This window comes from Aquitalea pelogenes (assembly GCF_001515305.1).
GTDB lineage: Bacteria > Pseudomonadota > Gammaproteobacteria > Burkholderiales > Chromobacteriaceae > Aquitalea > Aquitalea pelogenes.
This window is the reverse complement of the sequence record NZ_LNQV01000012.1, coordinates 65,747-87,970: the sequence shown is the minus strand read 5'-3', so window position 1 is coordinate 87,970 and position 22,224 is coordinate 65,747. Positions and strand designations below refer to the sequence as shown.

The 22,224-nt window shown below is 56.8% G+C and carries 22 protein-coding genes and 2 tRNA genes; 9 read left to right on the top strand and 15 right to left on the bottom strand.

Annotation, left to right across the window (positions count from 1 at the left end):
* The first annotated feature begins 1 nt into the window (after position 1).
* Together aptA and AWT75_RS07325 are read left to right on the top strand one after the other, a co-directional pair.
* Positions 2-1,342, top strand: a complete 1,341-nt coding sequence (aptA, locus tag AWT75_RS07330; RefSeq protein ID WP_045845150.1) for an omega-aminotransferase AptA — start codon at positions 2-4, stop codon at positions 1,340-1,342.
* Positions 1,343-1,388: 46 nt separating this feature from the next.
* Complete coding sequence (locus tag AWT75_RS07325) at positions 1,389-2,882, top strand: CoA-acylating methylmalonate-semialdehyde dehydrogenase (RefSeq protein WP_045845329.1); 1,494 nt, start codon at positions 1,389-1,391, stop codon at positions 2,880-2,882.
* An 86-nt stretch (positions 2,883-2,968) separates the two neighbouring features.
* On the opposite strand, the gene AWT75_RS07320 is transcribed toward AWT75_RS07325, so the two are convergent.
* Both AWT75_RS07320 and phaR read right to left on the bottom strand, forming a co-directional pair.
* Positions 2,969-3,757: a hypothetical protein gene (locus tag AWT75_RS07320; RefSeq protein ID WP_153013260.1), complete on the bottom strand. Its 789-nt coding sequence runs from the start codon at positions 3,755-3,757 to the stop codon at positions 2,969-2,971.
* 41 nt (positions 3,758-3,798) lie between these two features.
* Positions 3,799-4,365 (bottom strand): polyhydroxyalkanoate synthesis repressor PhaR, encoded by a 567-nt coding sequence (gene phaR / locus AWT75_RS07315; protein WP_062788515.1) that lies wholly within the window; start codon positions 4,363-4,365, stop codon positions 3,799-3,801.
* Between the two features lie 200 nt (positions 4,366-4,565).
* On the opposite strand from phaR, the gene AWT75_RS07310 reads away from it, so the two are divergent.
* Positions 4,566-5,111, top strand: a complete 546-nt coding sequence (locus AWT75_RS07310; protein WP_045845153.1) for a phasin family protein — start codon at positions 4,566-4,568, stop codon at positions 5,109-5,111.
* A 122-nt stretch (positions 5,112-5,233) separates the two neighbouring features.
* Entirely contained in the window at positions 5,234-6,361 is a 1,128-nt protein-coding gene (locus AWT75_RS07305; RefSeq protein WP_045845154.1) for a M14 family metallopeptidase, read from the top strand.
* 70 nt (positions 6,362-6,431) lie between these two features.
* Here the strand turns inward: AWT75_RS07305 and AWT75_RS07300 are convergent, their stop codons facing one another.
* From AWT75_RS07300 to ygfZ, 4 genes are all read right to left on the bottom strand, one after another.
* Positions 6,432-7,766 (bottom strand): hypothetical protein, encoded by a 1,335-nt coding sequence (locus AWT75_RS07300; RefSeq protein WP_062788512.1) that lies wholly within the window; start codon positions 7,764-7,766, stop codon positions 6,432-6,434.
* Positions 7,739-8,149 (bottom strand): hypothetical protein, encoded by a 411-nt coding sequence (locus tag AWT75_RS07295; RefSeq protein WP_062788510.1) that lies wholly within the window; start codon positions 8,147-8,149, stop codon positions 7,739-7,741. Before AWT75_RS07295 ends, AWT75_RS07300 begins: the two co-directional genes overlap by 28 nt.
* Positions 8,150-8,324: 175 nt before the next feature.
* On the bottom strand, positions 8,325-8,633 hold the full coding sequence (locus AWT75_RS07290; protein WP_045845156.1) for an H-NS histone family protein: 309 nt from the start codon (positions 8,631-8,633) through the stop codon (positions 8,325-8,327).
* Positions 8,634-8,738: 105 nt separating this feature from the next.
* On the bottom strand, positions 8,739-9,764 hold the full coding sequence (gene ygfZ, locus AWT75_RS07285) for a CAF17-like 4Fe-4S cluster assembly/insertion protein YgfZ (protein WP_062788508.1): 1,026 nt from the start codon (positions 9,762-9,764) through the stop codon (positions 8,739-8,741).
* Between the two features lie 226 nt (positions 9,765-9,990).
* On the opposite strand from ygfZ, the gene AWT75_RS07280 reads away from it, so the two are divergent.
* A tRNA-Asn gene (locus AWT75_RS07280) sits at positions 9,991-10,066 on the top strand.
* Positions 10,067-10,260: 194 nt separating this feature from the next.
* A complete protein-coding gene (gene mscL / locus AWT75_RS07275; RefSeq protein ID WP_045845158.1) occupies positions 10,261-10,722 on the top strand; it encodes a large conductance mechanosensitive channel protein MscL in 462 nt (153 codons plus the stop codon).
* A 69-nt stretch (positions 10,723-10,791) separates the two neighbouring features.
* Here the strand turns inward: mscL and AWT75_RS07270 are convergent, their stop codons facing one another.
* The 3 genes from AWT75_RS07270 to AWT75_RS07260 form a co-directional block, all read right to left on the bottom strand.
* Positions 10,792-12,615, bottom strand: a complete 1,824-nt coding sequence (locus AWT75_RS07270; RefSeq protein ID WP_045845159.1) for a methyl-accepting chemotaxis protein — start codon at positions 12,613-12,615, stop codon at positions 10,792-10,794.
* Positions 12,616-12,806: 191 nt separating this feature from the next.
* Positions 12,807-13,397, bottom strand: a complete 591-nt coding sequence (locus AWT75_RS07265) for a methyltransferase domain-containing protein (RefSeq protein ID WP_062788506.1) — start codon at positions 13,395-13,397, stop codon at positions 12,807-12,809.
* Between the two features lie 21 nt (positions 13,398-13,418).
* Positions 13,419-13,811, bottom strand: a complete 393-nt coding sequence (locus AWT75_RS07260; RefSeq protein WP_082695993.1) for a DUF1289 domain-containing protein — start codon at positions 13,809-13,811, stop codon at positions 13,419-13,421.
* Positions 13,812-13,907: 96 nt separating this feature from the next.
* On the opposite strand from AWT75_RS07260, the gene AWT75_RS07255 reads away from it, so the two are divergent.
* The gene (locus tag AWT75_RS07255) at positions 13,908-14,159 is read left to right on the top strand and encodes a hypothetical protein (protein WP_045845162.1); all 252 of its coding nucleotides are present in this window, start codon (positions 13,908-13,910) and stop codon (positions 14,157-14,159) included.
* A gap of 149 nt (positions 14,160-14,308) precedes the next feature.
* Here the strand turns inward: AWT75_RS07255 and AWT75_RS07250 are convergent, their stop codons facing one another.
* From AWT75_RS07250 to AWT75_RS07235, 5 genes are all read right to left on the bottom strand, one after another.
* Positions 14,309-14,668, bottom strand: a complete 360-nt coding sequence (locus AWT75_RS07250; RefSeq protein WP_045845163.1) for a DUF779 domain-containing protein — start codon at positions 14,666-14,668, stop codon at positions 14,309-14,311.
* Between the two features lie 183 nt (positions 14,669-14,851).
* On the bottom strand, positions 14,852-16,372 hold the full coding sequence (gene adh, locus AWT75_RS07245) for an aldehyde dehydrogenase (RefSeq protein ID WP_062788502.1): 1,521 nt from the start codon (positions 16,370-16,372) through the stop codon (positions 14,852-14,854).
* 132 nt (positions 16,373-16,504) lie between these two features.
* A complete protein-coding gene (locus AWT75_RS07240) occupies positions 16,505-19,102 on the bottom strand; it encodes a hybrid sensor histidine kinase/response regulator (protein ID WP_062788500.1) in 2,598 nt (865 codons plus the stop codon).
* Between the two features lie 2 nt (positions 19,103-19,104).
* Positions 19,105-19,368: an FIST C-terminal domain-containing protein gene (locus AWT75_RS23680; RefSeq protein ID WP_338021291.1), complete on the bottom strand. Its 264-nt coding sequence runs from the start codon at positions 19,366-19,368 to the stop codon at positions 19,105-19,107.
* Positions 19,272-20,267, bottom strand: a complete 996-nt coding sequence (locus AWT75_RS07235; RefSeq protein WP_239689502.1) for an FIST signal transduction protein — start codon at positions 20,265-20,267, stop codon at positions 19,272-19,274. The genes AWT75_RS23680 and AWT75_RS07235 overlap by 97 nt, the downstream gene beginning before the upstream one ends.
* Positions 20,268-20,611: 344 nt before the next feature.
* On the opposite strand from AWT75_RS07235, the gene AWT75_RS07230 reads away from it, so the two are divergent.
* On the top strand, positions 20,612-21,265 hold the full coding sequence (locus AWT75_RS07230) for a response regulator (protein WP_239689501.1): 654 nt from the start codon (positions 20,612-20,614) through the stop codon (positions 21,263-21,265).
* A 302-nt stretch (positions 21,266-21,567) separates the two neighbouring features.
* Complete coding sequence (locus AWT75_RS07225) at positions 21,568-21,891, top strand: HdeA/HdeB family chaperone (RefSeq protein WP_045845167.1); 324 nt, start codon at positions 21,568-21,570, stop codon at positions 21,889-21,891.
* A 253-nt stretch (positions 21,892-22,144) separates the two neighbouring features.
* Here the strand turns inward: AWT75_RS07225 and AWT75_RS07220 are convergent.
* Positions 22,145-22,221 (bottom strand) — tRNA-Pro (locus AWT75_RS07220).
* Positions 22,222-22,224: the final 3 nt, after the last annotated feature.

The window sequence follows — 22,224 nt, the reverse complement described above, 5'->3', positions numbered from 1 at the left end:
CATGTCTGCACCGCATTCTGTCTTCACCCCTAGCGATCTGAAACTCGACGCACAGTGGATGCCCTTCTCTGCCAACCGTGCATTCAAGCAAGACCCGCGCATCATCGTGGCCGCTGACGGCAATTACTTCATCGATGACAAGGGCCGCCGCATTTTCGACAGTCTGTCCGGCCTGTGGACATGTGGTGCCGGTCATAACCGCAAGGAAATCCAGGAAGCGGTAGCACGTCAGCTGGGCACGCTGGACTATGCGCCGGGCTTCCAGTACGGCCACCCGCTGGCCTTCCGCCTGGCCGAGGAAATCGCCGGCATCATGCCGGATGGCCTCGACCACGTGCTGTTTACCGGCTCCGGTTCCGAGTGTGCCGATACCGCCATCAAGATGGCCAAGGCATACTGGCGCCTGAAGGGTCAGCCCAGCAAAACCCGCTTTATCGGCCGCGCCCGTGGCTATCACGGCGTAAACATCGGCGGCACCGCACTGGGCGGCATTGGTGGCAACCGCAAGCTGTACGGCCAGTTGATGGATGCCGACCACCTGCCGCACACCCTGCAGCCGGGTATGGCCTTTACCCGTGGCATGGCCGAAACCGGCGGCGTGGAACTGGCCAACGAGCTGCTCAAGCTGATCGAACTGCACGACGCGTCCAATATTGCCGCCGTCATCGTCGAGCCGATGTCCGGCTCGGCTGGCGTCATCGTGCCGCCCAAGGGTTATCTGCAACGCCTGCGCGAAATCTGCAACCAGAACAACATCCTGCTGATTTTTGACGAAGTCATCACCGCCTACGGCCGCATGGGCAAGTGGACCGGTGCCGACTACTTCGGCGTTACCCCGGATATCATGAACACCGCCAAGCAGGTGACCAACGGCGCAGTACCGCTGGGTGCGGTGATTGCCTCGAAGGAAATCTACAACACCTTCATGCAGCAGAACCTGCCGCAGCACGCCATTGAATTCACCCATGGCTACACCTATTCCGGCCACCCGGTGGCCTGCGCCGCCGGTCTGGCCACGCTGGAAGTACTCAAGCGCGAACAGCTGATCGAACAATCGCTGGCACTGGCACCGGTATTCGAGGACAAGCTGCATGCGCTCAAGGGCAGCCAGCATGTGGTGGACATCCGCAACTGCGGCCTGGCCGGTGCCATCCAGCTGGCCCCGCGTGACGGCGATGCCACCATCCGCCCCTACGAGGCAGGCCTCAAACTGTGGCAGGCTGGTTTCTACGTGCGCTTTGGCGGCGACACCCTGCAATTCGGGCCCAGCTTCAACACCACCCCGGCACAGCTCGACACCCTGTTCGATGCCGTGGGCAGCGTACTGAACAATCTGGCCTGAGCCTGATACTCAAACCAATACCGTGCATAGCAAGAAAGAATCCAACGTGAGCACCATCGCCCATCTGATCAACGGTGAGCTTGTCCAGCAGACAGGCCGCAGCACCCCCGTCTTCAACCCCTCGCTCGGCAAGCCGGTACGCGAAGTGGCCCTGGCCGACCAGGCCATCCTGCGTGCTGCCATCGACAGTGCCAAGGCCGCCTTCCCGGAATGGCGCAAAACGCCTCCGGCCAAGCGCGCCCAGGTGATGTTCCGCTTCAAGCAGCTGCTGGAAGCCAACCGCGACAAGATTGCCCAGCTGATCAGCGAAGAACACGGCAAGACGCTGGAAGACGCGGTGGGCGAACTGCAACGCGGCATCGAAAACGTGGAATACGCCTGCGGCGTGCCGGAACTGCTCAAGGGTGAATACAACCGCAATGTCGGCCCCAATATCGACAGCTGGAGCGACTTCCAGCCGCTGGGCGTGGTAGCCGGTATCACTCCGTTCAACTTCCCGGCCATGGTGCCGTTGTGGATGTACCCGCTGGCCATTGCCTGCGGTAACTGTTTCATCCTGAAGCCGTCCGAGCGCGACCCCAGCTCCACCCTGTACATTGCCCAGCTGCTGCATGAAGCCGGCCTGCCCAAGGGCGTGCTGAATGTGGTGAACGGTGACAAGGAAGCCGTTGATGGCCTGATCCAGGCTCCGGAAGTGAAAGCCATCAGCTTTGTCGGCTCCACCCCGATTGCCGAATACATCTACACCGAAGCCAACAAGCGCGGCAAACGCGTACAGGCGCTGGGTGGTGCCAAAAACCACGCCGTGGTGCTGCCGGACGCCGATCTGGACAACACCGTCAATGCACTGATGGGCGCGGCTTATGGCTCCTGCGGCGAGCGCTGCATGGCCATTTCGGTAGTGGTGGCAGTAGGCGACCAGGTGGCCGACAAACTGGTGGAAAAACTCAAGCCCAAGATTGCCGAGCTGAAAATCGGCGCCGGCACCTCCTGCGGTCTGGACATGGGCCCGCTGGTGACCGGTGCGGCACGCGACAAGGTGGTGGGCTATATCGACAGTGGCGTGGAACAAGGCGCAACCCTGGTGGTGGATGGCCGTGGCCTGAAAGTATCCGGCTGCGAGGAAGGCTTCTTCGTCGGCGGCACCCTGTTCGACCACGTCAAGCCCGGCATGAAGGTTTATGAAGAAGAAATCTTCGGCCCGGTGCTGTGCATCGTGCGGGTGAACAGCCTGGAAGACGCCATGCAGCTGATCAACGACCACGAATACGGCAACGGCACCTGTCTGTTCACCCGTGATGGCGAAGCAGCACGCCTGTTCTGCGACGAAATCGAAGTGGGCATGGTGGGCGTCAACGTACCGCTGCCGGTACCGGTGGCCTACCACAGCTTTGGCGGCTGGAAGCGTTCGCTGTTTGGCGACCTGCACGCCTACGGCCCGGATGGCGTGCGCTTCTACACCAAGCGCAAGACCATCACCCAGCGCTGGCCGCAACGTGCCAGCCATGAGGCTTCGCAGTTCGCCTTCCCCAGCCTGTAATCGCCGCACAGCAGACTGAAACAACACAGCCCCTGCCCACACCACGTGGACAGGGGCTGTGTTAATTCAGGCCGGGTAAAGCGCGTTCATGGGCAATCCGGGCGATCCGACGAATCCGTGACTGCCGGACGCCGCAATTGGCACATGCGCTGATGCAGGCGGGCGAAATCCTCCGCAGGCCCCATGCCCAGCTGTACCAGGGCAATAATTGCCTGCCCTTCACGCTGCGCCTTGGCATCCGCAGTTTCACCCGCTCCGGGCCATACCACCCAGGTGGCAGCCAGCGATTCATCAATATGGACCACCGCGTGAAACAGCGGGCTTTCCTTGCTCGAAGTTGCAAGCCGGCACAGTATGCTTGCCTGACCGTCGCCCGGTAGATCCGGCAGTGGCTGCCCGGCGGGCAGGCAATCCGCACTCCAGACGCTTGCACGCGCCTCAGGCGCAAGCGGCCAGGCCAGCAGGCTGAATCCATTAACTGGCAGTGCCTGTATCAGCTCCGGCGAGGCGTTGTTACACAGTGCACGCGACCATTGCCGCCGCAACTGGCTACAAAACACCTGGGACTGGGGAATGTCCTCTTCCCAGCCATAATTCTTGATGCGGATGCGCAACTGCGGCAGCTCCAGCGCGGCAGCAGGTACACTGGCATCGCGCAGGCGCTGCCGCGCGGCATCGGCTGCGGTAGCTTCTGCCTTACCCGTACCCAGAGAAAAGCTCTGCCCTCCTGCATACTGACTACCCACAGCAACGCGTGGCAGCACCAGCGGGTGATCGGCCACACGCACATACACATCCTGCACCAGCTCGGCCAGTTGCTCTTCCGTCAAATCACGGGGGCCACCACAGCCGGTGAGCAGCAGGAACGCAGACACAAAAAAACCCGCACTCACGCGGGTTGTGACGGACGCTGACATCAGGACTTGTCAGTATCGTCCTTGCCCGGCGGTACATAGCCGGGGAAACCAAAGCCGCTGAACAGCTGCTTGGTTTGCTCTTGCATGCGGTTCTGCATTTCCAGGAACATGCCGGTGCTCTGCTCCATATAGCTGGACATCACGTTCTGCATGGCAGGGCCCTGCAGCTTCATGAATTCCCCCCACATGGTGGAATTGAACACCGCCTTGTCGCCGTACAGTGCACGGGTTTGTTCCTGCAATTTGTGCTGCATCTGACCAAACAGTTGCAGGTTCTTTTCCAGGAACGGGCCCATCATGCCCTGCATGGCCTGACCATAAAAGCGGATGAACTGGGTCAGCACTTCATAGCTGAACATGGGCATGCCGCCGTTTTCTTCCTCCAGGATGATTTGCAGCAGCACGCTGCGGGTGATGTCATCCTGCGTCTTGGCGTCGACAACCTGGATATCCACGTTCTCGAGCACCAGCTGCTTTACGTCTCCCAAAGTGATGTAGGAACTGGTCGCCGTGTCATACAGGCGACGGTTCGGGTACTTCTTGATGACCCTTTTTTCAACACTCATGTAACACTCCCGGATTATTGTCGTTGGTGTTGTGCACCCGCAATTTATCATAAATACAACAAGCTAGAGCAAAACTTCTACCGTCCTTGCACGGACCATGCTACATTCCGCCTGCATTGTGCAGTGCAATATAAAAATAGATACAATCAATACAGAGCTTGTCGGTCATTTCCACGAAATCTAAAGATGAGGGTAATTACATGTTCAATACTAACGATCAACTGAGCAAAGTCTCCCTGTCCGGCTTTGAAGCCGCCCTGCGCGTGGCCCAGATCTCCCTGGACAGCGCTGAACGCTTGGTCAAGCTGAACCTGGAAGCCTCCAAGCAAACCCTGGAAGAAAACGTCAAGGTTGCCAAGGCCCTTGCCGGCGCCACTGATGCCCAGGAAGCCCTGAAGCAAATCAACCAGCTGGCCACCCAATCCGTGGACAAGGCTGTTGCCAACTCCCGCAACGTTTACGAAATCGTATCCGCTGCACAAAGCGAACTGTCCAAACTGGCAGAAGAAAACCTGGGCAGCTTCAACAAGAACCTGATCACCGCCCTGGAAGGTGCCGCCAAAAACGCACCCGCAGGTTCGGACAATGCCCTGAACGCCGTCAAGACTTCGCTGGCTGCTGCCGCCGCCGCCGTTAACAGCTTCAGCAAGGCTGCCCAACAGGTTGCCGAATTCACCGACAGCAGCATCAAGGCTGCCAGCAGCGCCACTGCCGACGCTGTGAAAACTGCTACCAAGCGCGCCTGAGTACGCTGATATCCAGTCAAAACCCCGCCAAGGCGGGGTTTTTTCTATTGTCTGATGCACAGCCAGCGCGGCGGGTTTACAATTCCTCCTTTGAGTTCCGGCAAAGACGACAGGTTCAACGCATGAAAATCAGCAGCAACTTTGACGCAGGCAGTATCGAAATCGTTTCGATGGAGAGTTTCGACGACATTCAGCTGCGGATCCCCCATGACAATGCCGCGGACTTTGCCCAGTGGTTCTATTTCCGCCTGCAAGGTGCCGCCTACCAGGCTTGTACCCTGCGCTTTCTGAATGCCGGCGAGTGCGCCTACCCGGAAGGCTGGACCAATTATCAGCTGATGGCCTCCTACGACCGCATCAACTGGTTCCGCGTACCGGCGCAATATGATGGCCAGGTGATGACGGTAGAGCACGTGCCGCTGGCCAACAGCGTGTACTATGCCTACTTCGAACCCTATTCGCACGAGCAGCACCTGAACCTGCTGGGCCAGGCACAAGGCTCGGGCCTGTGCCAGATCCACGATCTTGGCTTCACCGTGCAGGGCCGTGACATCAATCTGCTGACCATCGGCCACGAGGTTGAATCCGACCTGAAAATCTGGATCACCGCCCGCCAGCACCCGGGCGAAACCATGGCGGAATGGTTTGTCGAAGGTTTCCTCAACCGTCTGCTCGACCCGCTGGATGCCACCTCGCGTGCGCTGCTGGACAAGGCAACATTTTATGTCGTGCCCAACATGAACCCGGACGGTTCCATTCTGGGCAATCTGCGTACCAATGCCGCCGGTGCCAACCTGAACCGCGAATGGCTGGAGCCTTCGGCGGAAAAGAGCCCGGAAGTGCAGCTGGTGCGCAACAAGATGCTGGAAACCGGCGTTGACCTGTTCCTGGACATTCACGGCGACGAGTCGCTGCCTTATGTGTTCGTCGCCGGTACTGAAGGCGTGCCCTCTTATACGGATACCATCCGCCAGCTGGAAGAGAAGTTCAAACACTACCTGATGGTGGCCAACCCCGACTTCCAGGATGAAGTGGGTTACGAAAAGGATGCCCCGGGCAGCGCCAACCTCAGCCTGGCCACCAACTGGGTAGGGGAAAATTTCAAGTGCCTCGCCTTTACCCTGGAAATGCCGTTCAAGGACAATGCCAACCTGCCTGACGACGACTATGGCTGGAATGGCCAACGCAGCCTGCGCATGGGCGAGGCCGTCCTCACGCCCATTTACGCGGTGATTAACGAACTGCGCTGACCATGCCTGAGTAACAAAAAAGCCGGAGACAATCTCCGGCTTTTTTTATTGCGGCCCGGCAAGACAGGCATTACATGACGATTGGCAGCTTTTCCAGCGCCTTCACCAGTTCGATTTCGGCCAGACACCAGTCACTCCCCTTTTCCAGCACCTTGCCCAAGGCAATCTGGAAATGCTTGCCGCGGGCTGTCATATAGTATTGCTTGCCAAGGGTATAGCAAGAAATCGGCATGATCAGTGCGTTGATGCGCCGTCCACCACGATCAAAAGGAACGAACAAGGAAATGTGACCGGACAACCACACCATTTCCTGCGGCAAAGTGGGGTCAATCAGCTTGCTGTCTACCGGACGAAGGGACGCTGCGACCGGACGGCTGGAGAGCGTCTCCAGGCCCAGATAAATACGCTCACGCTGATTGGCACGCTTGACGCGGCGGATCAGGCCCAGGCTCCAGTTGTTGCTGTCCACATCGCGATAACCCACCAGGCCGCCCAGGCTGACCCATTCATTTCCCAGCGCATCCAGGGTGACGCCAAGGCCTGTCTGGCTGACATTGTCCACCGTCCAGCGCAAGAACTCGTCACGTGCCTGTGCTGCAGGTACGGCAGCTTCGCCGGACAGCGGCGCCAGTGCCAGCGTGCTGCGATCACGCTTGCGACTGGTGACAAAACCGTAAATGCGGATATTTGCCGCGTCGTCAAAACTGTCGGTGTCGGCCTGACGGGTTTGCACCTGACTGGCCTCATCCGGCTGGCGAATCAGGCGATGCAACAAAGACAGACGGTGCGCTACCTCAAGATTGCGATTGGTCACCGCCGTGCGCTCTGCCCGCTCAAAGCGTACCGGTTGCGCAGCCCATTCACGGCACAACATGCGCAGCAGGCCTGCATCGATACCGGGTTCGATCAGGGGCTTGAGCTCGGGCGGCAAACGGCCACCTTCCATCACGGTGGCCCAGCCATGGATGATTTCCACCATGTCTGCCGTCGACCAGTAACGCGCAGCGTCACCAGCCATATCCCCCACTGGGCGCATGGCGGGCTTTGCCTCATTCAGCACAACTACAAAACTGGCATCCTCTGCATATTCAGGGTGCAGCGACATGCGATTGGAAACCAGGCAAAGAATATGATAGGAAAAATTGAATTGGCGCTGGGTGAGATTACCGCTACTGAGCAAGGACAGCATCAGCATGATCAGATACTGATCCTGTACTGTCGTACCCGGACTTTCCTCGCCGAATAGAAAAACAGGCGTGGAATCAACCCGCATTTTCTCAGCGAAACGATAAAGCTGGTTTACATTTAGCCAGAACACATCATCAGGACTGAAATGCCGCAGATACTGCCAGCGGGCGAATTCGCCAAAATAATGCATCATGCGCACCAGTACCAAAGGCAGCATGGCACGCAGCGCTCCTCCTGCTGGACATCGACGTCAAATGACAGTGCGCGCTGGTAAAAATCCAGCAATTCCTTGCCAAAAGACAGTATCTGGGCGCGCAGCTGCCCTTCCAATACCTTGGGCATGCGGGAGTTGAGGAAATACTGTGTACACAGATTATCGTGCAGTGGCTGTATTTCCAGATTGAGCGTCAACACCGCATCCAGTAAATCGGCCGTCACCCGGCTTGATTGGGCATTCACCTCGGCCAGCATCTCGGTCATTTTCTCGTGAGCAGCCGCGCCGTATTCCTGCTTGAGTGCATCGGCATAAGCCTTGGCAGCGGCAGCATTGGCCAACGGATCTGACTTGCTCTTGGTGCCTCGGGAGAAAAAGTCCAACATGTCGTAGCTTTCGGGCGATCAAGGTAACGGTAAGCCGCAAGATAGACTGCCGTTGCGGTGTAGATTGTTATCAGTATTTATACACGGAGCCGATTGGGCAAGAAGAACTTGCATGCAAAAACAAAAAGCGCCCATGCAGGCGCTTTGGAACAGGCACTTGGCAGGCCATGTTACATCAGATGGCCAGATCTTCAAGCGTTTTGCCAGCAGTCAGCAGCTCCTGTACCCATACCGGCTTGCGACCGCGACCAGTCCAGGTCAGTTCAGCATTTTCCGGGTGACGGTACTTGGCTTCAACCGGCTTGCGCACGGCACCACCTACTTTGCCCAGCACTTCTTCAACGCTCAGGCCATAAGCCTTGGCCAGTTCGATGATCTGCTTTTTGGCTTTGGTTTTTTCTTCCGATTCGCGACGCTTGATTTCATTTTCAACGTCGCTTTTCAAAGCAACCAGCTCGGTAAAACTCAGAGTGCTAATGTCCATTTTCCGCCCTTATTATTCAGTTTGACCACAACAATTTCAATTTAGCCAAAAGCAGACAGAAACGTCAAGGCAGAAGTGCTAAATTTCTGTAAACAAAGCAAGTATTTATTCATCCTGAATAGGATAAGGCAGTGTCAGACATTCCAGGCGATGCTGGTATTCGGCTTCCAGATAAATCCCCTTCTCCCAGCAAACTGTCTGCACTACCACCAGCGCTTCTTGCTGCACTTCATTCACCGGACAAACTGCGGCAACCATACCAATTGATTGTTCCGGCAGTTCCGGACTGAATAGCTTGTCGCCGGCTCGCGCGCTAACTGCCAGGCTTGCCTTGAATAAACGCCGTTTTACTTTGCCCAGATATTGGGTACGCGCAACGATTTCCTGCCCCGGATAACAACCCTTCTTGAAGCTGACAGCACCAATCAAATCCATATTCGCCATTTGCGGGACAAATTGTTCCTGTGTTGCCAGTGTCACCCAGGCAATGCCTGCATCAATATCGCGGATACCCCAGGCTTGTGACGATACTGCTGTTGCTTTTTCGGCTACAAGCTGTGCTGCCAATGGCGAATCAGCCGTCAAATTGAGAATGAAACCACCACCTGGCAATGCAATGGCTACATCGGCATTATGTTCCTGCACGGCAAGTGGTCCGGCTGCCGGTTTCGCATAATACTGCGCAATGACGGCCTCCAATTGCGCACCGCGTACACCGAGCAAACAGGTATCAGCGCCATTGAGCACGGTAACCTTGACCTTGGAGCGCATGACAAACATGGTCAGACGTTTGGCAATGGCTTGGCAAATATCCGCAGAAACCATCAGGTAATAGCTGCCTTGCAGCTGCCAGGCCAGGAAACTGGCCAGCATGCGTCCTTTGGCCGTGGAATAGGTGGTGAAGCGTGCCTCTGCGCCTACCTCACGAATATCACCGGACAATTGTCCTTGCAGGAAGGATTCGGCATCTTCGCCTTCCAGACGGATCAGGGCAAAACCATCCAGTACTGCCAGTGCATTGCCTGAGCGGACCGCAGCAACCTGCCCGAACAAATCCGGAAATTGCAGCAGGCCATCCTGGCCAACACACCCGCGATTATCATCTACCCAAACTTGCCACGACTTGTTCATCTTGCGACACCTGTAATTAGCACACCAAATTAGTCAGGAATTCTACTTTTTCCAGCCCTGTTCTGCCAGCCTCATGCTTGGCAACATCACTGGTCAGCAGGATATTCTTTTGCCTTCATATACTTAGCCAACAGCAAGCAACAAGCCGCATGGAATGTGTAATATTCGACGGCCAAACCGTTGACAGGCCTGGCTCTCATCGGTATAGTTCGCACTCTCTTGATGTTCCCTGATAGCTCAGTCGGTAGAGCGACGGACTGTTAATCCGCAGGTCGCAGGTTCGAGCCCTGCTCGGGGAGCCACCCTATTCAAGCAAAAGCCCGCTTTTTATAAAGCGGGCTTTTTGTTTTTATTCCGCCATGATTCCTGTATTTTCTTTGTGCTTTGACAGATCCGCTCATGATGGTGCAAGAATATGCCACACAACATATCGGCATATTCATGCTAAAATAGCGTTTGGTTAACACTGTATTAAACAAAAACTAAAGGATCAGCCATGTCCATTCTGAAGGAATTCAAGGAATTTGCCGTTAAAGGTAATGTGATCGATCTGGCCGTCGGTGTGGTGATTGGTGGTGCTTTTGGTTCCATCGTCAAATCGCTGGTTGATGACGTAATCATGCCGCCTATCGGTCTTCTGGTCGGGAATGTCGATTTTGCCAATCTGTTCCTGGTTCTCAAGGAAGGCGTCAAACAGGCCGGACCTTATGCCTCGGTCGCCGCCGCCAAACAGGCTGGTGCCGTCACCATGAATATCGGCTTGTTCATCAACTCTCTGGTCAGCTTTACCATTGTCGCCTTTGCCATCTTCATGCTGGTCAAGGCCATCAACAGGCTCAAACGCGAAGCACCGGCAGAAGCACCGGCCGCACCCGCCACCAAGGAATGCCGCTACTGCCTGTCCAGCGTGCCCCTGAAGGCCACCCGCTGCCCCTGCTGCACATCACAGCTGGATTGATGCCACGCATCGGCAAACAAGTGAAAAGAGGCCTCAAGAGGCCTCTTTTGTTTTTTGCTGCACGCTGATTCAGCGCTTGTTCTTGCTCTTCAAACCAGCCGCCTCCAGCAAGCTGCTGGGATCAAACCCCAGCCGCAATGCGCCCCAGTGACGCCCATCCAGATAAACCGGCAAGGTCAGTTCGGACAGGATTTCCCCGGTATCACGCATATAGGTGTGCAGCAGGAAGGGCTGGGTGTTGTGCGCCGACTTCAGCCCTGCCGGGTCGGAGAAAATGCGCTTGTCACGACTGTTGACCAGGTCTTTCTCTTCATCACCCGTCACCGCCTGGCTATACCAGCTGTTATGCGTCGGGGCATAACCATTGCCATCCACCAGCAAGCAGAAGCGTCCGCCAACAACATCCCGTACCAGGGCGTCGTAATGCGGTTGCACCAGGCCTGCCAGCTTTTCGTCGTAAGCAGTATGGTATTTGGGCGGCTTGCTGCCGGGAATCTGCTGGTAGCGCTTGTCGAAGACATCGACACCAGACTTCAGCTGTTGCTGCAGAATGTCCTGCAGCACATCACGCTGCTTGCGCGCGAGGCTGATCATGCGGTCAAACTCGCCTTCGCCGATGATGAAGCGCGACACCATTTCCTGCACTTGCTCTGCCACACCGGACAGTTCGTCTGCCACATGCTCAGTATGATTCAGTCGCTCTGTCACCAACTGGCCCAGGCCATGAATCTCTGATACATGGCGATTCACCTGCCGGTTGGTTTCGGCAAAATCTTCCATGGTGCCGGCAATCTGGGTCAGGCTGCTGGCCGTGGTTTCAAAATCACCCATCATGCGGCCGAAATGTTGCGAGGCACGTGATACCACCTCGCGTGCCTTGTGTGTGTCCGTGGTGATTTCATTGGTTTCAACCTGGGTATCGGAAACCAGGCCCAGCATGCCATCAATATTGCTGGAAATCTCATCGGTGGCGTTCTTCACCTTTTCCGCGAGTTTGCGCACTTCATCGGCAACCACGGCAAAACCACGGCCGGTTTCACCTGCACGCGCAGCTTCGATGGCAGCATTCAGCGCCAGCAGATTGGTTTGATCGGAAATATCCTTGATCAGGTCAACAATGGTTTTGATACTGGCCGAGCGCTGACTCAGGTCTTCAACCGTCTGGTTGAAATGTCCCACCTTCTGACTGATGTCGTAAATGCGGTCCGCCACGGTTTTCAGTTCGTCATACGACTCGCGAGCCACATCCAGATTGGACAAGGTGGAGGCTGAAATGGATTGCGTCTGCCCGGTAACCTGATTGATGCCGGAAGTGGTCTGGTCACTGGCATCGCGCACCCGGGTGGCAAACTCGTCCTGGCGTACTGCGCTGCCCAGTGATTCGCTGACATTCTTGCGGGTACGTGCCGAATCCATGGCAATGCGTACTGTCATCAGGCGCACATTGCTGATGATTTCGCGCATTTTCAGCTGGAAGCGGTTATAGGAAATCGAAACTTCGCGGATTTCGTCATGCGTGACGGTGGGAATATCCCGTGACAAATCGCCCTCACCGGCACCTATCTCATTGAAAATGCCGATAATCATCTTGAGCGGACGCACAATCAGATAGCGCAAATACCAGACCATGAAACTGATGAAGACGAAGCCGGCCAGCCACAGTGCCGATGACCAGAAAATGGCGCCATCAATACTGGACTGTATCTGCGCCAGATTGGCCGCATTGATACCAGAACCGGCTAGCTGGCTGCGAATGCCAGTCAGCACCAGATAGACGTAAACCACCATGATCAGCTGGAACAGACTCAGAAAAAAGAAACTGCACAGCTTCCGGGTCAGGGTAAAGAAAAATGTTTTCTCGATCAGGGTATAGACGCGCCAGAACCACTCCATGCTCTCTCCTTACAACCTGCTGCTATTGCTTGTTATATGTTTAAAGCGGGCGCTACATTTTTACCCGAATTTAGTGAATTAACCAATCAAATTTAGGATAAACCTGATAGCAATCAAGAAGCATTACCATTCGCACCAAAACAATTGAAAACTATCAACACAAAAATTGATCAATTTGGCAGCAAGCAAACTCAGTTTGCCAGCCGTTGCCACACCATCCAGTACTCTTGCCCGGCGAAAACAGGTATAGCCGCAGCCACGGGCTGGCAAGTCAGCAAGCTGAAGGATGGATCCAGCCGCTGGTGCAAATCCGCCAGACTGGTTCCGTAGGGTGGGCCTTTGGGCTTGTCTGCCAGAAAAAACACCCCTGCCAGAAAACCGCCGGGTCGCAACAGTTGGCTGACCTTATGGGTATAGCTCTCCCACAGCCTGGGCGGCAAGGCACACAAGAAAGCACGCTCGAAAATGGCGTCATAGTGTGCATCGGCTTGCAGGGCAAAGAAATCGGCCTGCCACAACCGCGCGGTACTGCCCAGCAAAGCCTGACGCGCACGCTTGACCGCCTCGTGGCTGAAATCAATCGCATCCACCTGCATGCCTGCCGACAATAGCCAGGGGACGTCGGCCGCACTGCCACAGCCAGGCAGCAGTACCTTGCTGTCAGGTTCCAGCCCGGCAAAAAACTGCCGCATCTGCTCATCGCCAGCAGCACCCTCCCATGGCGTTACGCCTTGCTCGTAGCGCTGATCCCAAAATGCGGGCAGTGAACTATCCTGAGCCATCCGTCAGTCTTCCTTTTAATGCTAATTTGCTAATGCAACATATTGGGAAAGTTGCGCCAATACCCCGTCCAGCCCTTGCTCCAGACCAAGAGGCAAACCTCGCCCGTCCGGCAGACGCAACTGTAGTTGCCCCGCACTCATCCGCAGCATCAGGATACGGCCATCCAGTCGCAATACGCCCCACTCCTGACCATCCTGCACTTGCAAGTCCAGCAGCACGCCCAGACGCTCGGCAATTTCCAGCAAGGGCATGCGCTGTGGCAGGGTTTGCCATACTTGCTCGCGCTCGGTGCCATCCATGAAGCACCAGTTGGAAATTTCGGCAAAGCTACGGCCACATCCTCGACAAACATTGTCACCAACCGCAGTTGTACAGCGTGCAATGCATGGGGAATCGGGTCGTTGTGTTGCCATTGAATACTCCTGTATGAAACATATCTGTCATCTTTCTTGACGAAGGCAATAAAAATGTCAGATAAATGAAAGATCGCTGCAACATGATATACACCAATGCCTCGCAACGAATTATTGATTTTCCGTATATTGCGCATCCTGCGCACACGTCAGGTTCAGTATCTGGATGAACAGCAGATCATGACTGCCATGCGCCGCGAGATGGGGAATGAGGTCAACGAGAGCATCATCCAGGAACATCTGCGCTATATGCAGCAGCACGGCCTGCTCAAGCCCGTCAACCTCAAGCGCCATGGAAACGGTTACGCACTGGACTGGGCCGGCTACGACTATCTGGACGCCTCCTGAAACTGCGGTCATTTTAATGGCAGACAAGACCGGCAAAGGATTTTTCCTGAGCAGAAATGCAAAAACCCCCGACCGGGGGTTTTGTTTTGTCTGCATGTTTGCAGTGGATGACTGGACCAGCCTGAGTCTGCCAAGCCGCCTGGCTGACTTTATTGCTGGGCGAGTTCCGCCAGTTCTTCGTCGCTGAACAATCGCGACAGGGTGACAAAGCGCATGCCTTCACTTCCTTCCAGCGAAAAGCTGCTGCTGCGTCCGGGCAGGGCATCGATGGTGAGTTGGCAGTTCTGCCAATAACCGTACAGGAATTCGCTGATGTAAAAAGGGCAGCCGCCGATTTCGCCCAGCAGGATGTCATGATCGCCAACACGGAATTCCTGCTGGGTAAAACACAGTGGCGCACTGCCATCACAACACCCACCAGACTGATGGAACAGCAAGGAACCATGGCGTTGGCACAACACCGACAATAGTTCCGCAGCACGCTCTGTCATGTTGACGCGGGAAATCATGTCACCCCTTTGTGAAAAACCGGCGGCGCCAAAGCGAGAGCGGCTCGCGCCACCCCCAAGGAGGACCGCTGCTTGCACACGCACCACCAGTTACAGGTGATGACCGTGAGATGGACAGTTTGCAAACCGACGGTGCAGCACAGCGCACCACACCGTCGGCCCCTGGCGGAGGAAACCCGCCGCTTAGAAGAAGCCCAGGGCTTTCGGGCTGTAGCTCACCAGCAGGTTCTTGGTTTGCTGGTAGTGATCGAGCATCATCTTGTGGGTTTCGCGACCGATACCGGACTTCTTGTAACCACCAAAGGCAGCGTGTGCCGGGTAGAGGTGGTAGCAGTTGGTCCAGACACGACCGGCCTTGATCTCGCGGCCCATACGGTAGGCGGTGTTACCGTCACGGGTCCAGACACCGGCTCCCAGGCCAAAGGCGCTGTCATTGGCAATGTGCAGGGCTTCTTCCTTGTCCTTGAAGGAAGTCACGGCAACAACCGGTCCAAAGATTTCTTCCTGGAATACACGCATCTTGTTGTGGCCGGCCAGGATGGTCGGCTGCACATAGAAGCCCTCGGACAGCGCACCACCCAGATGGGCCTGACCACCACCAGTCAGCACCTGGGCACCTTCGGCACGACCGATGTCGATGTAGGACAGGATCTTGTCCAGCTGCTCACGCGAAGCCTGCGCACCGATCATGGTGGACATGTCCAGCGGATTGCCCTGCTTGATGGCCTTGACGCGGGCCACGGCGCGTTCCATGAAGGCATCGTAGATGGATTCCTGCACCAGCACACGCGACGGGCAGGTACATACTTCACCCTGGTTCAGGGCAAACATGGCGAAGCCTTCCAGTGCCTTGTCGAAGAAGTCATCGTCTTCGCGCATGATGTCTTCGAAGAAGATATTGGGCGACTTGCCACCCAGCTCCAGCGTCACCGGAATGATGTTTTCGGCAGCGTACTGCATGATCAGGCGGCCGGTGCCGGTTTCGCCGGTAAAGGCTACTTTGGCGATACGCGGGTTGGTGGCCAGCGGTTTGCCAGCTTCCACACCAAAGCCGTTCACAACATTGAGCACGCCGTCCGGCAGCAGGTCGGCAATCACTTCCATCAGCACCAGAATGGCCATCGGGGTTTGTTCGGCCGGCTTGAGCACGATGCAGTTACCTGCAGCCAGTGCCGGAGCCAGTTTCCACGCGGCCATCAGCAAGGGGAAGTTCCACGGGATGATCTGCCCCACCACGCCCAGCGGTTCATGGAAATGGTAGGCCACAGTGTCGTCGTCCAGCTCGGACAGCGAGCCCTCCTGCGCACGCAGGCAGGAGGCGAAATAGCGGAAGTGGTCGACTGCCAGCGGCAGGTCGGCAGCATTGGTTTCGCGGATGGGCTTGCCGTTGTCCAGGGTTTCCACCAGCGCCAGGAACGGCAGGTATTCTTCCAGGCGGTCGGCAATTTTCAGCAGCACATTGGCACGCACGGCCGGTGCAGTGCGGCCCCAGCGGTCGGCAGCGGCATGTGCGGCGTCCAGCGCCAGTTCGATATCGGCAGCAGAGGAACGGGCAATGTCACACAGCGGCTTGCCGTCGATCGGACTGATGTTGGTGAAGTACTGGCCTTGTACCGGGGCCACCCAGCGGCCACCGATGAAGTTTTCGTAGCGGGATTTCAGCGGAACTTTCTTGCTGATTGCGGCGAGTGCTTGCTGATACATGACGTTGCCTCCTGGCTATTAGAATCGGAGTGCCGGCGTGTCTACCGGCAGCCAGGTCATTGTGCGAAATTGTCTCGCCCTTCTCTATTCGACTTTGGTCTTAGAAACCGGGGCTCCGCCCCGGCAGACAGGTCAGTCCGCACCGGACTGCGCCAGCCGCCCCAGATGACCGATCAGTGCGCGCAGTCGTGCCGGACGTACCGGTTTGGTCAGGATGGCCCAGCTTTCTGCTGCAATCTCGGCAGCAACTTCCGGCGTTCTGTCCGCGGTGATGATGGCCGCAGGTATGCGCTGCCCCAGGGCTGCGTACAAGGCCAGTATGGCTTGCGGGCCGCGTTCTTCGCTGTCCAGGTGATAGTCCGCCAGAATCACGTCGGGTGGACGGCTGAGCTGGTCCAGCAAGGACACGGCCTGCGCGGTGTTGGCCGCCAGCAGCGGCAGACAACCCCAGCCGGACAGCAAGGTACTCATGCCGGCCAGAATGGCCGGTTCGTTATCAATCAGCAGCACCGACAGGCCCTGCAGTTCGGATGGACCCGGCGAAGTGACACGCTCTTGCTGGCGCGGAAACAGGCTGGCAGCCTCGGCCTGACCATAAGGCAGGACAATGCCGAAGAATGAGCCGCGCCCATAGTGTGACTGCACCACCAGCCGGTGCTGCAGGCGGGTGGCCAGGCGCTTGACGATGGCCAGCCCCAGGCCCAGGCCCTTGCTGCACATGCCACTGTGTTCGGCCAGCCGCTGGAACTCCTCGAACACCAGCGACAATTTGCCGGCCGGAATACCCTGTCCCTGATCCCACACGCCCACCAGCACGCCGTCGCGCACCCGACGGGCCCCCAGCAGCAAACTGCCTTGCTCGCTATAGCGCAGGGCATTGCTGAGGAAGTTGCGCAGGATGCGTCCCAGCAGCACCCAGTCGCTATGCACCACCACCGACAAGGGATGGCAACGCAGTTTCAGGCCTCGCTCTGCCACCAGCGGGCTGAACTCGATGCTCAGCTGACGCAGCAACTGGTCCAGATGAAAGTGACTGGGGGTGATTTGCAAGGCCCCGGCATCAATGCGGGACAGTTCCAGCAGGGTGTTGATCAGGTCGTCCACGGCTTCCAGCGAACTGGCGGCATGTTGCGCCAGCCGCATGCTGTCGGCACTGCCTTCGCGCTCGGCCAGGCTGGCAACAAACAGGCGCGCAGCATTCAGCGGCTGTAGCAGGTCGTGACTGGCAGCGGCAAAGAACCGCGTTTTACTGAGATTGGCCTCTTCCGCTGCCACGATGGCGGCGCGCAACTGGGTATTGGCATCACGTAATTCAACAGTGCGTGCCATCACGCTTTGTTCCAGCTCTTCCTTGGCTTGCTGCAGCACCTGTTCAGCCCGACGGGTTTGGGTGATGTCCTGGATCAGCGCGTAAAAACCATGCACCGCGCCGTCTTCGCCAATGTGCGGTATGAATGCCGCCTGGGCATATTCGACCGAACGCTTGGGTGCAGGCATCTTGAGTTCAAAGACGGAGGAAACACCAGCCAGTGCCTGCTCGACAAAATGGCGGCGCGGGTCGTACAAGTCAGGCCCCAGCACTTCACGCAGGGTATGGCCGTTGATCTCGTTGACCGGTTTGCCAAACCAGTCCTCATAGCCCTTGTTGGTAAAGCGGTAAACCTGGTCTTTGTCGACATAGGAAATCAATGCCGGCAAGGCGTCGGTAATCAGCCTGAGCTTGGATTCGCTTTCACGCAGCGCCCGCTCGTCATGCTTGCGCGCGGTGACATCGCTGCAGGTAATCACGAAGCCGGCATTGGGCATCGGGCAGGATTCGATCTCCAGCACCAGTCCGTGGCAAGTCTCTACCTCGTAACTGCCACTGATCGGACAAAGCAGCGGAATTTCGGCATCTTCCGGCAAGGCATGGCCAATGGACAGCGTGGCCGGGTGCAAACCCGCCAGTTCGCAAAAACGATGATTCCAGGCCAGCAACTGTGAATGCTGGTCGAATACGGCAATCCCCTGCCGCAGACTGTTGACGGTGGCGGCCAGCAATTGGCGGTGTGCTGCCTGGTCTTGCTGACGCAGCAGTTGTTCCTGGCGCTTGATTTCGCTGATGTCGGTATAAATGGCTACCCGGCCACCATCGGCCGTCGCCCGTTCACTGATGCGCAGACAGCGGCCATCGCTCAATGGCTCCAGATAGCTGCCGTTGCAGTCGTGGTGTTGGTTGCGGCGCAATGCGCGCCATGCATCGGCCTGGCCCATGGCATCCAGCACGGCGCCGGATTCGGCCAGATGATCCAGATATTCGGCAAAGTGCATGCCGGTGCGGACATGCCCGCGCAGTACCGGCAGCAATTCGACAATACGCTGGTTGAAGCGTACCAGGCGGTCGTGCTGGTCCCACTGGGCAAAACCGTCGGCAATGGTGTCCACCGCCACGCCCAGACGGTTATTGGCCTGCTCTGCCGCCAGCCGCGCCTCTTCCAGTGCGATATTGCTGGTCTTCAGGTCGTTGATGGCGCGTTCCAGCGCGTGAGTACGCTCCTGGATGCGCTTTTCCAGCTCGGCAGACACCTGGAAAATGGTAAAGGAATTGCCATTGTCGGCCATGCCGCTTTCCACGCGGTAAATCAATGCGTTATTGATCTTGCGCAGTTTGGCATTGTCCTTTTCCAGCTGCTCGACGTATTGCAGCAGCGTGGCTGAATCTGCCCGGGAGAGATCGACAGCCGGTTCCATGATTACCCCTGATGCAGCGCGCCCTGATGTCCGGCATAGCCGATGGCGATGCCGGTGAAGGTCTGGTTGACATGCATGGCATTGAACTGCTCGCCATAGGTATTGAAGCCCACGACCCGGTTCTGCACCAGCAGGCTGGAGAGCCGGCTTTGTGCAGCGGTATTGCTGATCATGATGCGGCGCAATACGCAGTCACATCCCAGCACCACCTGCAATGGTCCCAACTGGCTGCGTACCCGGGCAAAGGTCTGGTCCAGGCTGGCCACCAGGTCCTGCGCTGCGTGCCCGACAGCACCACGCCCTCATCCACACTGCAAAAGAAGGACAAGGACAAATCCGGGTTCACCCGCTGGATGGAGCGCACATACGGCACGCCACCCACTTGCAGCACCAGTGGATGTGCGGCAAAGGTATTGGCATCCAGTTGCTCGGGGTCCAGGCCCAGGGTGCGACAGTACTCTACTGCTGCCGGCTCCGCATTGATCTCGGTAACCAGCCGGCTATCGGCATCAGCCTCGGTGATCACCATGCGCTCACCGCTGCGCGCAGCGTGCTCGGACTTGAACATTTCGAACGGATGCCGACTGGCGACCATGACAAAGGCAGCTGCCTGGGTGTGGAAACGACCATCCAGCAATATTGCGGTATTTTCGAAGCGCATATTGTCACCGGCCGACCCACCCAAGAGCGGGATATGCCCCAGCGCAGAAGAAAGCCGGCTGGCGACCCGCTCCTCACATGCCGCGAGGCCATCTATCAGCATCAGGGCAAAGCTGTTGCGATCAATCGCAGAACCGCTCTTGCGCGCCAGCTCATGCCGGGCCGTCATCACCGCTTCAAAGGCATCCGCCAGTTCGAAGTCATGCAGCTGCTCCAGTCTGGCTGCAACGGCAAAGAAGTCGGGCTCGGCAAAACTGACTCCGCTGATACTGCCCTGCTGATAGCCATGGCAACCGATCTCGCCAGCCGTGGTACAGCCGACCACCAGGGCAGCGCCGAAATGCTGCTGCAAGGCAGGGGCCAGCAAGGAAAGGTCGTAGGCTGGGGAGATGAACAACAGCACCAGGGCCAGCGATGGCTGATGCAGCTGCTCGAACAATTCTGCCGCGGCTTGCGCCGGCTCTTGCTGCTGGGTGCTACCCAGCAGTACCGAAGACTGCTTCATCTTGTCTCCACCGGGCTGCACAGATGGCTGGGCAACCCTGTTCTGTGTCAGCCAGTCTGCGCTGACTTCTACTTTTGTTGCATGGTCAGCCATCACCAACACTGGCAGGCTGTATGGCAGACAGTGCTTGCACAGCCATACCGGCCATACATTCTGGCGTGCCAGCCTCACCCGCCGCTCCAGCCGGCATCCACTGGCTGGCAAGGGCAAGAGGTCGCAGCTCAACAGAATGCAATACGCTCCCGTCGCCAAGGCCATGCTGCCAGCATTGTGCATTTCAGGCTATAGTCTTGTTCGCTGGCCGAATCAGGCAGCTTTACTCACAAGTTGGGGTCGTGATGGAAATGAGTATTCTGATCGCCGATGATCATCCACTGTTTCGCGAAGCATTGAAAGATGTTGTGCTGGATGCATTTGGCCGTTCGGTGCAGTTGATCGAGTGCACATCACTGGCAGAAGTCCAGGCCGCCATTCATGATGACACGCTTGAGCTGGCACTGTTGGACCTTAACATGCCGGGCATGCACGGGCTGCAAGGCATAGCCCTGTTGCGGGAAAGCGCACCGGTGGTGCCGCTGGTGATCGTGTCGGCGGATGAACGCAGCGAAGTGGTCGCTGCCGCCTTGCAACTGGGCGTGTGCGGTTTCATTCCCAAATCAACACCACGTCAGCAAATGGCGGATGCAGTACGACGCATTGCCGAAGACGGGGAAATCTACCAGCCAGCACAATTGGCCGGACACGACACCAACAGCCCCACTCCATTGCCCCTGTCCGTGGAACAACAAGCCATGCGCAGCCGCATTGCCAGCCTGACGAAGCAAGAGCGCTGCGTACTGGATGCCATCATTGCCGGCAAACCCAACAAGATTGTGGCGATTGAATTGAATATTGCGGAAAGTACCGTCAAGGCACATGTATCGGCGATCTTGCGCAAGCTGGAAGTCAGCAGCCGTACTCAGGCCGTCATCAAGGCCGGCCCGGTTTTGGGTGGATAATCCATCCACTGCGCTTGCTGCTGATGTCACCTCCGTATCCCGTAGCAGCCAAAGCAGCAGGCACGCCATCAAACCACGCACATCACGCTGCTGATTCCATACAAATAATGGCAATAAATTCAAATATATGGATGTCTTATTACCATACCCACTGATTAATCTTGGCGCGAGCAGGAAAACTCATAAGATAGAAAAGAAATATCCATAGCAGCTTGCCTTGACCGGGGAAATGTATCACTGGAGGATGGCCAAACCCGAAGCACTTTCATTTTTCGGGAATCAACTCCATTAAGGAATCAAGCATGTCTGCAAAACTGAAAATCATGATCCTGGCCGCATTGATGAGCAGTTCTGCATTTGCCGCTACATCTGGCAATGCAAGCAAACATAATGCCTCTGGCAGCAAGCCGAGTGGCAAATACACCATTACCTGCAACGAATATCTCGTGCTCAAGGAAACCGACAAACCGGTCATTATTGGCTACGAAATCAGCAAACACAAAAATGGCAAGGTCAACGCCGCTGAAGTGATTGCCGATGTCGAAAAAGTTCGCCCGGAGGTAGATGAATACTGCAAGGTAAACAAAGAAAAAACCGTTTGGCAAAAGATCAAGAGCGCACTCTGATCCGGCTGAACATACCAGCCACATTGGCTGACCAGTATACGGAAAATATTTGATGGAAATGGCCAGGACTGAATCAATAATCTTGCCGCGGCCTATTGGCTGAACGCCCATGAAAAGAGCCACCCGACTTCGGGTGGCTTTCGTTTTTGTATCCGATGGTGAATGACCAATGACAGGCAGTACATAATTACAGGCAACAAAAAAGCCACCAAGTTTTGGTGGCTTTAATGAGTGTGTGCTGCTTTTGTTCTTGTGGTCGGGGTGAGAAGATTCGAACTTCCGACCCCCTGCACCCCATGCAGGTGCGCTACCAGGCTGCGCTACACCCCGACT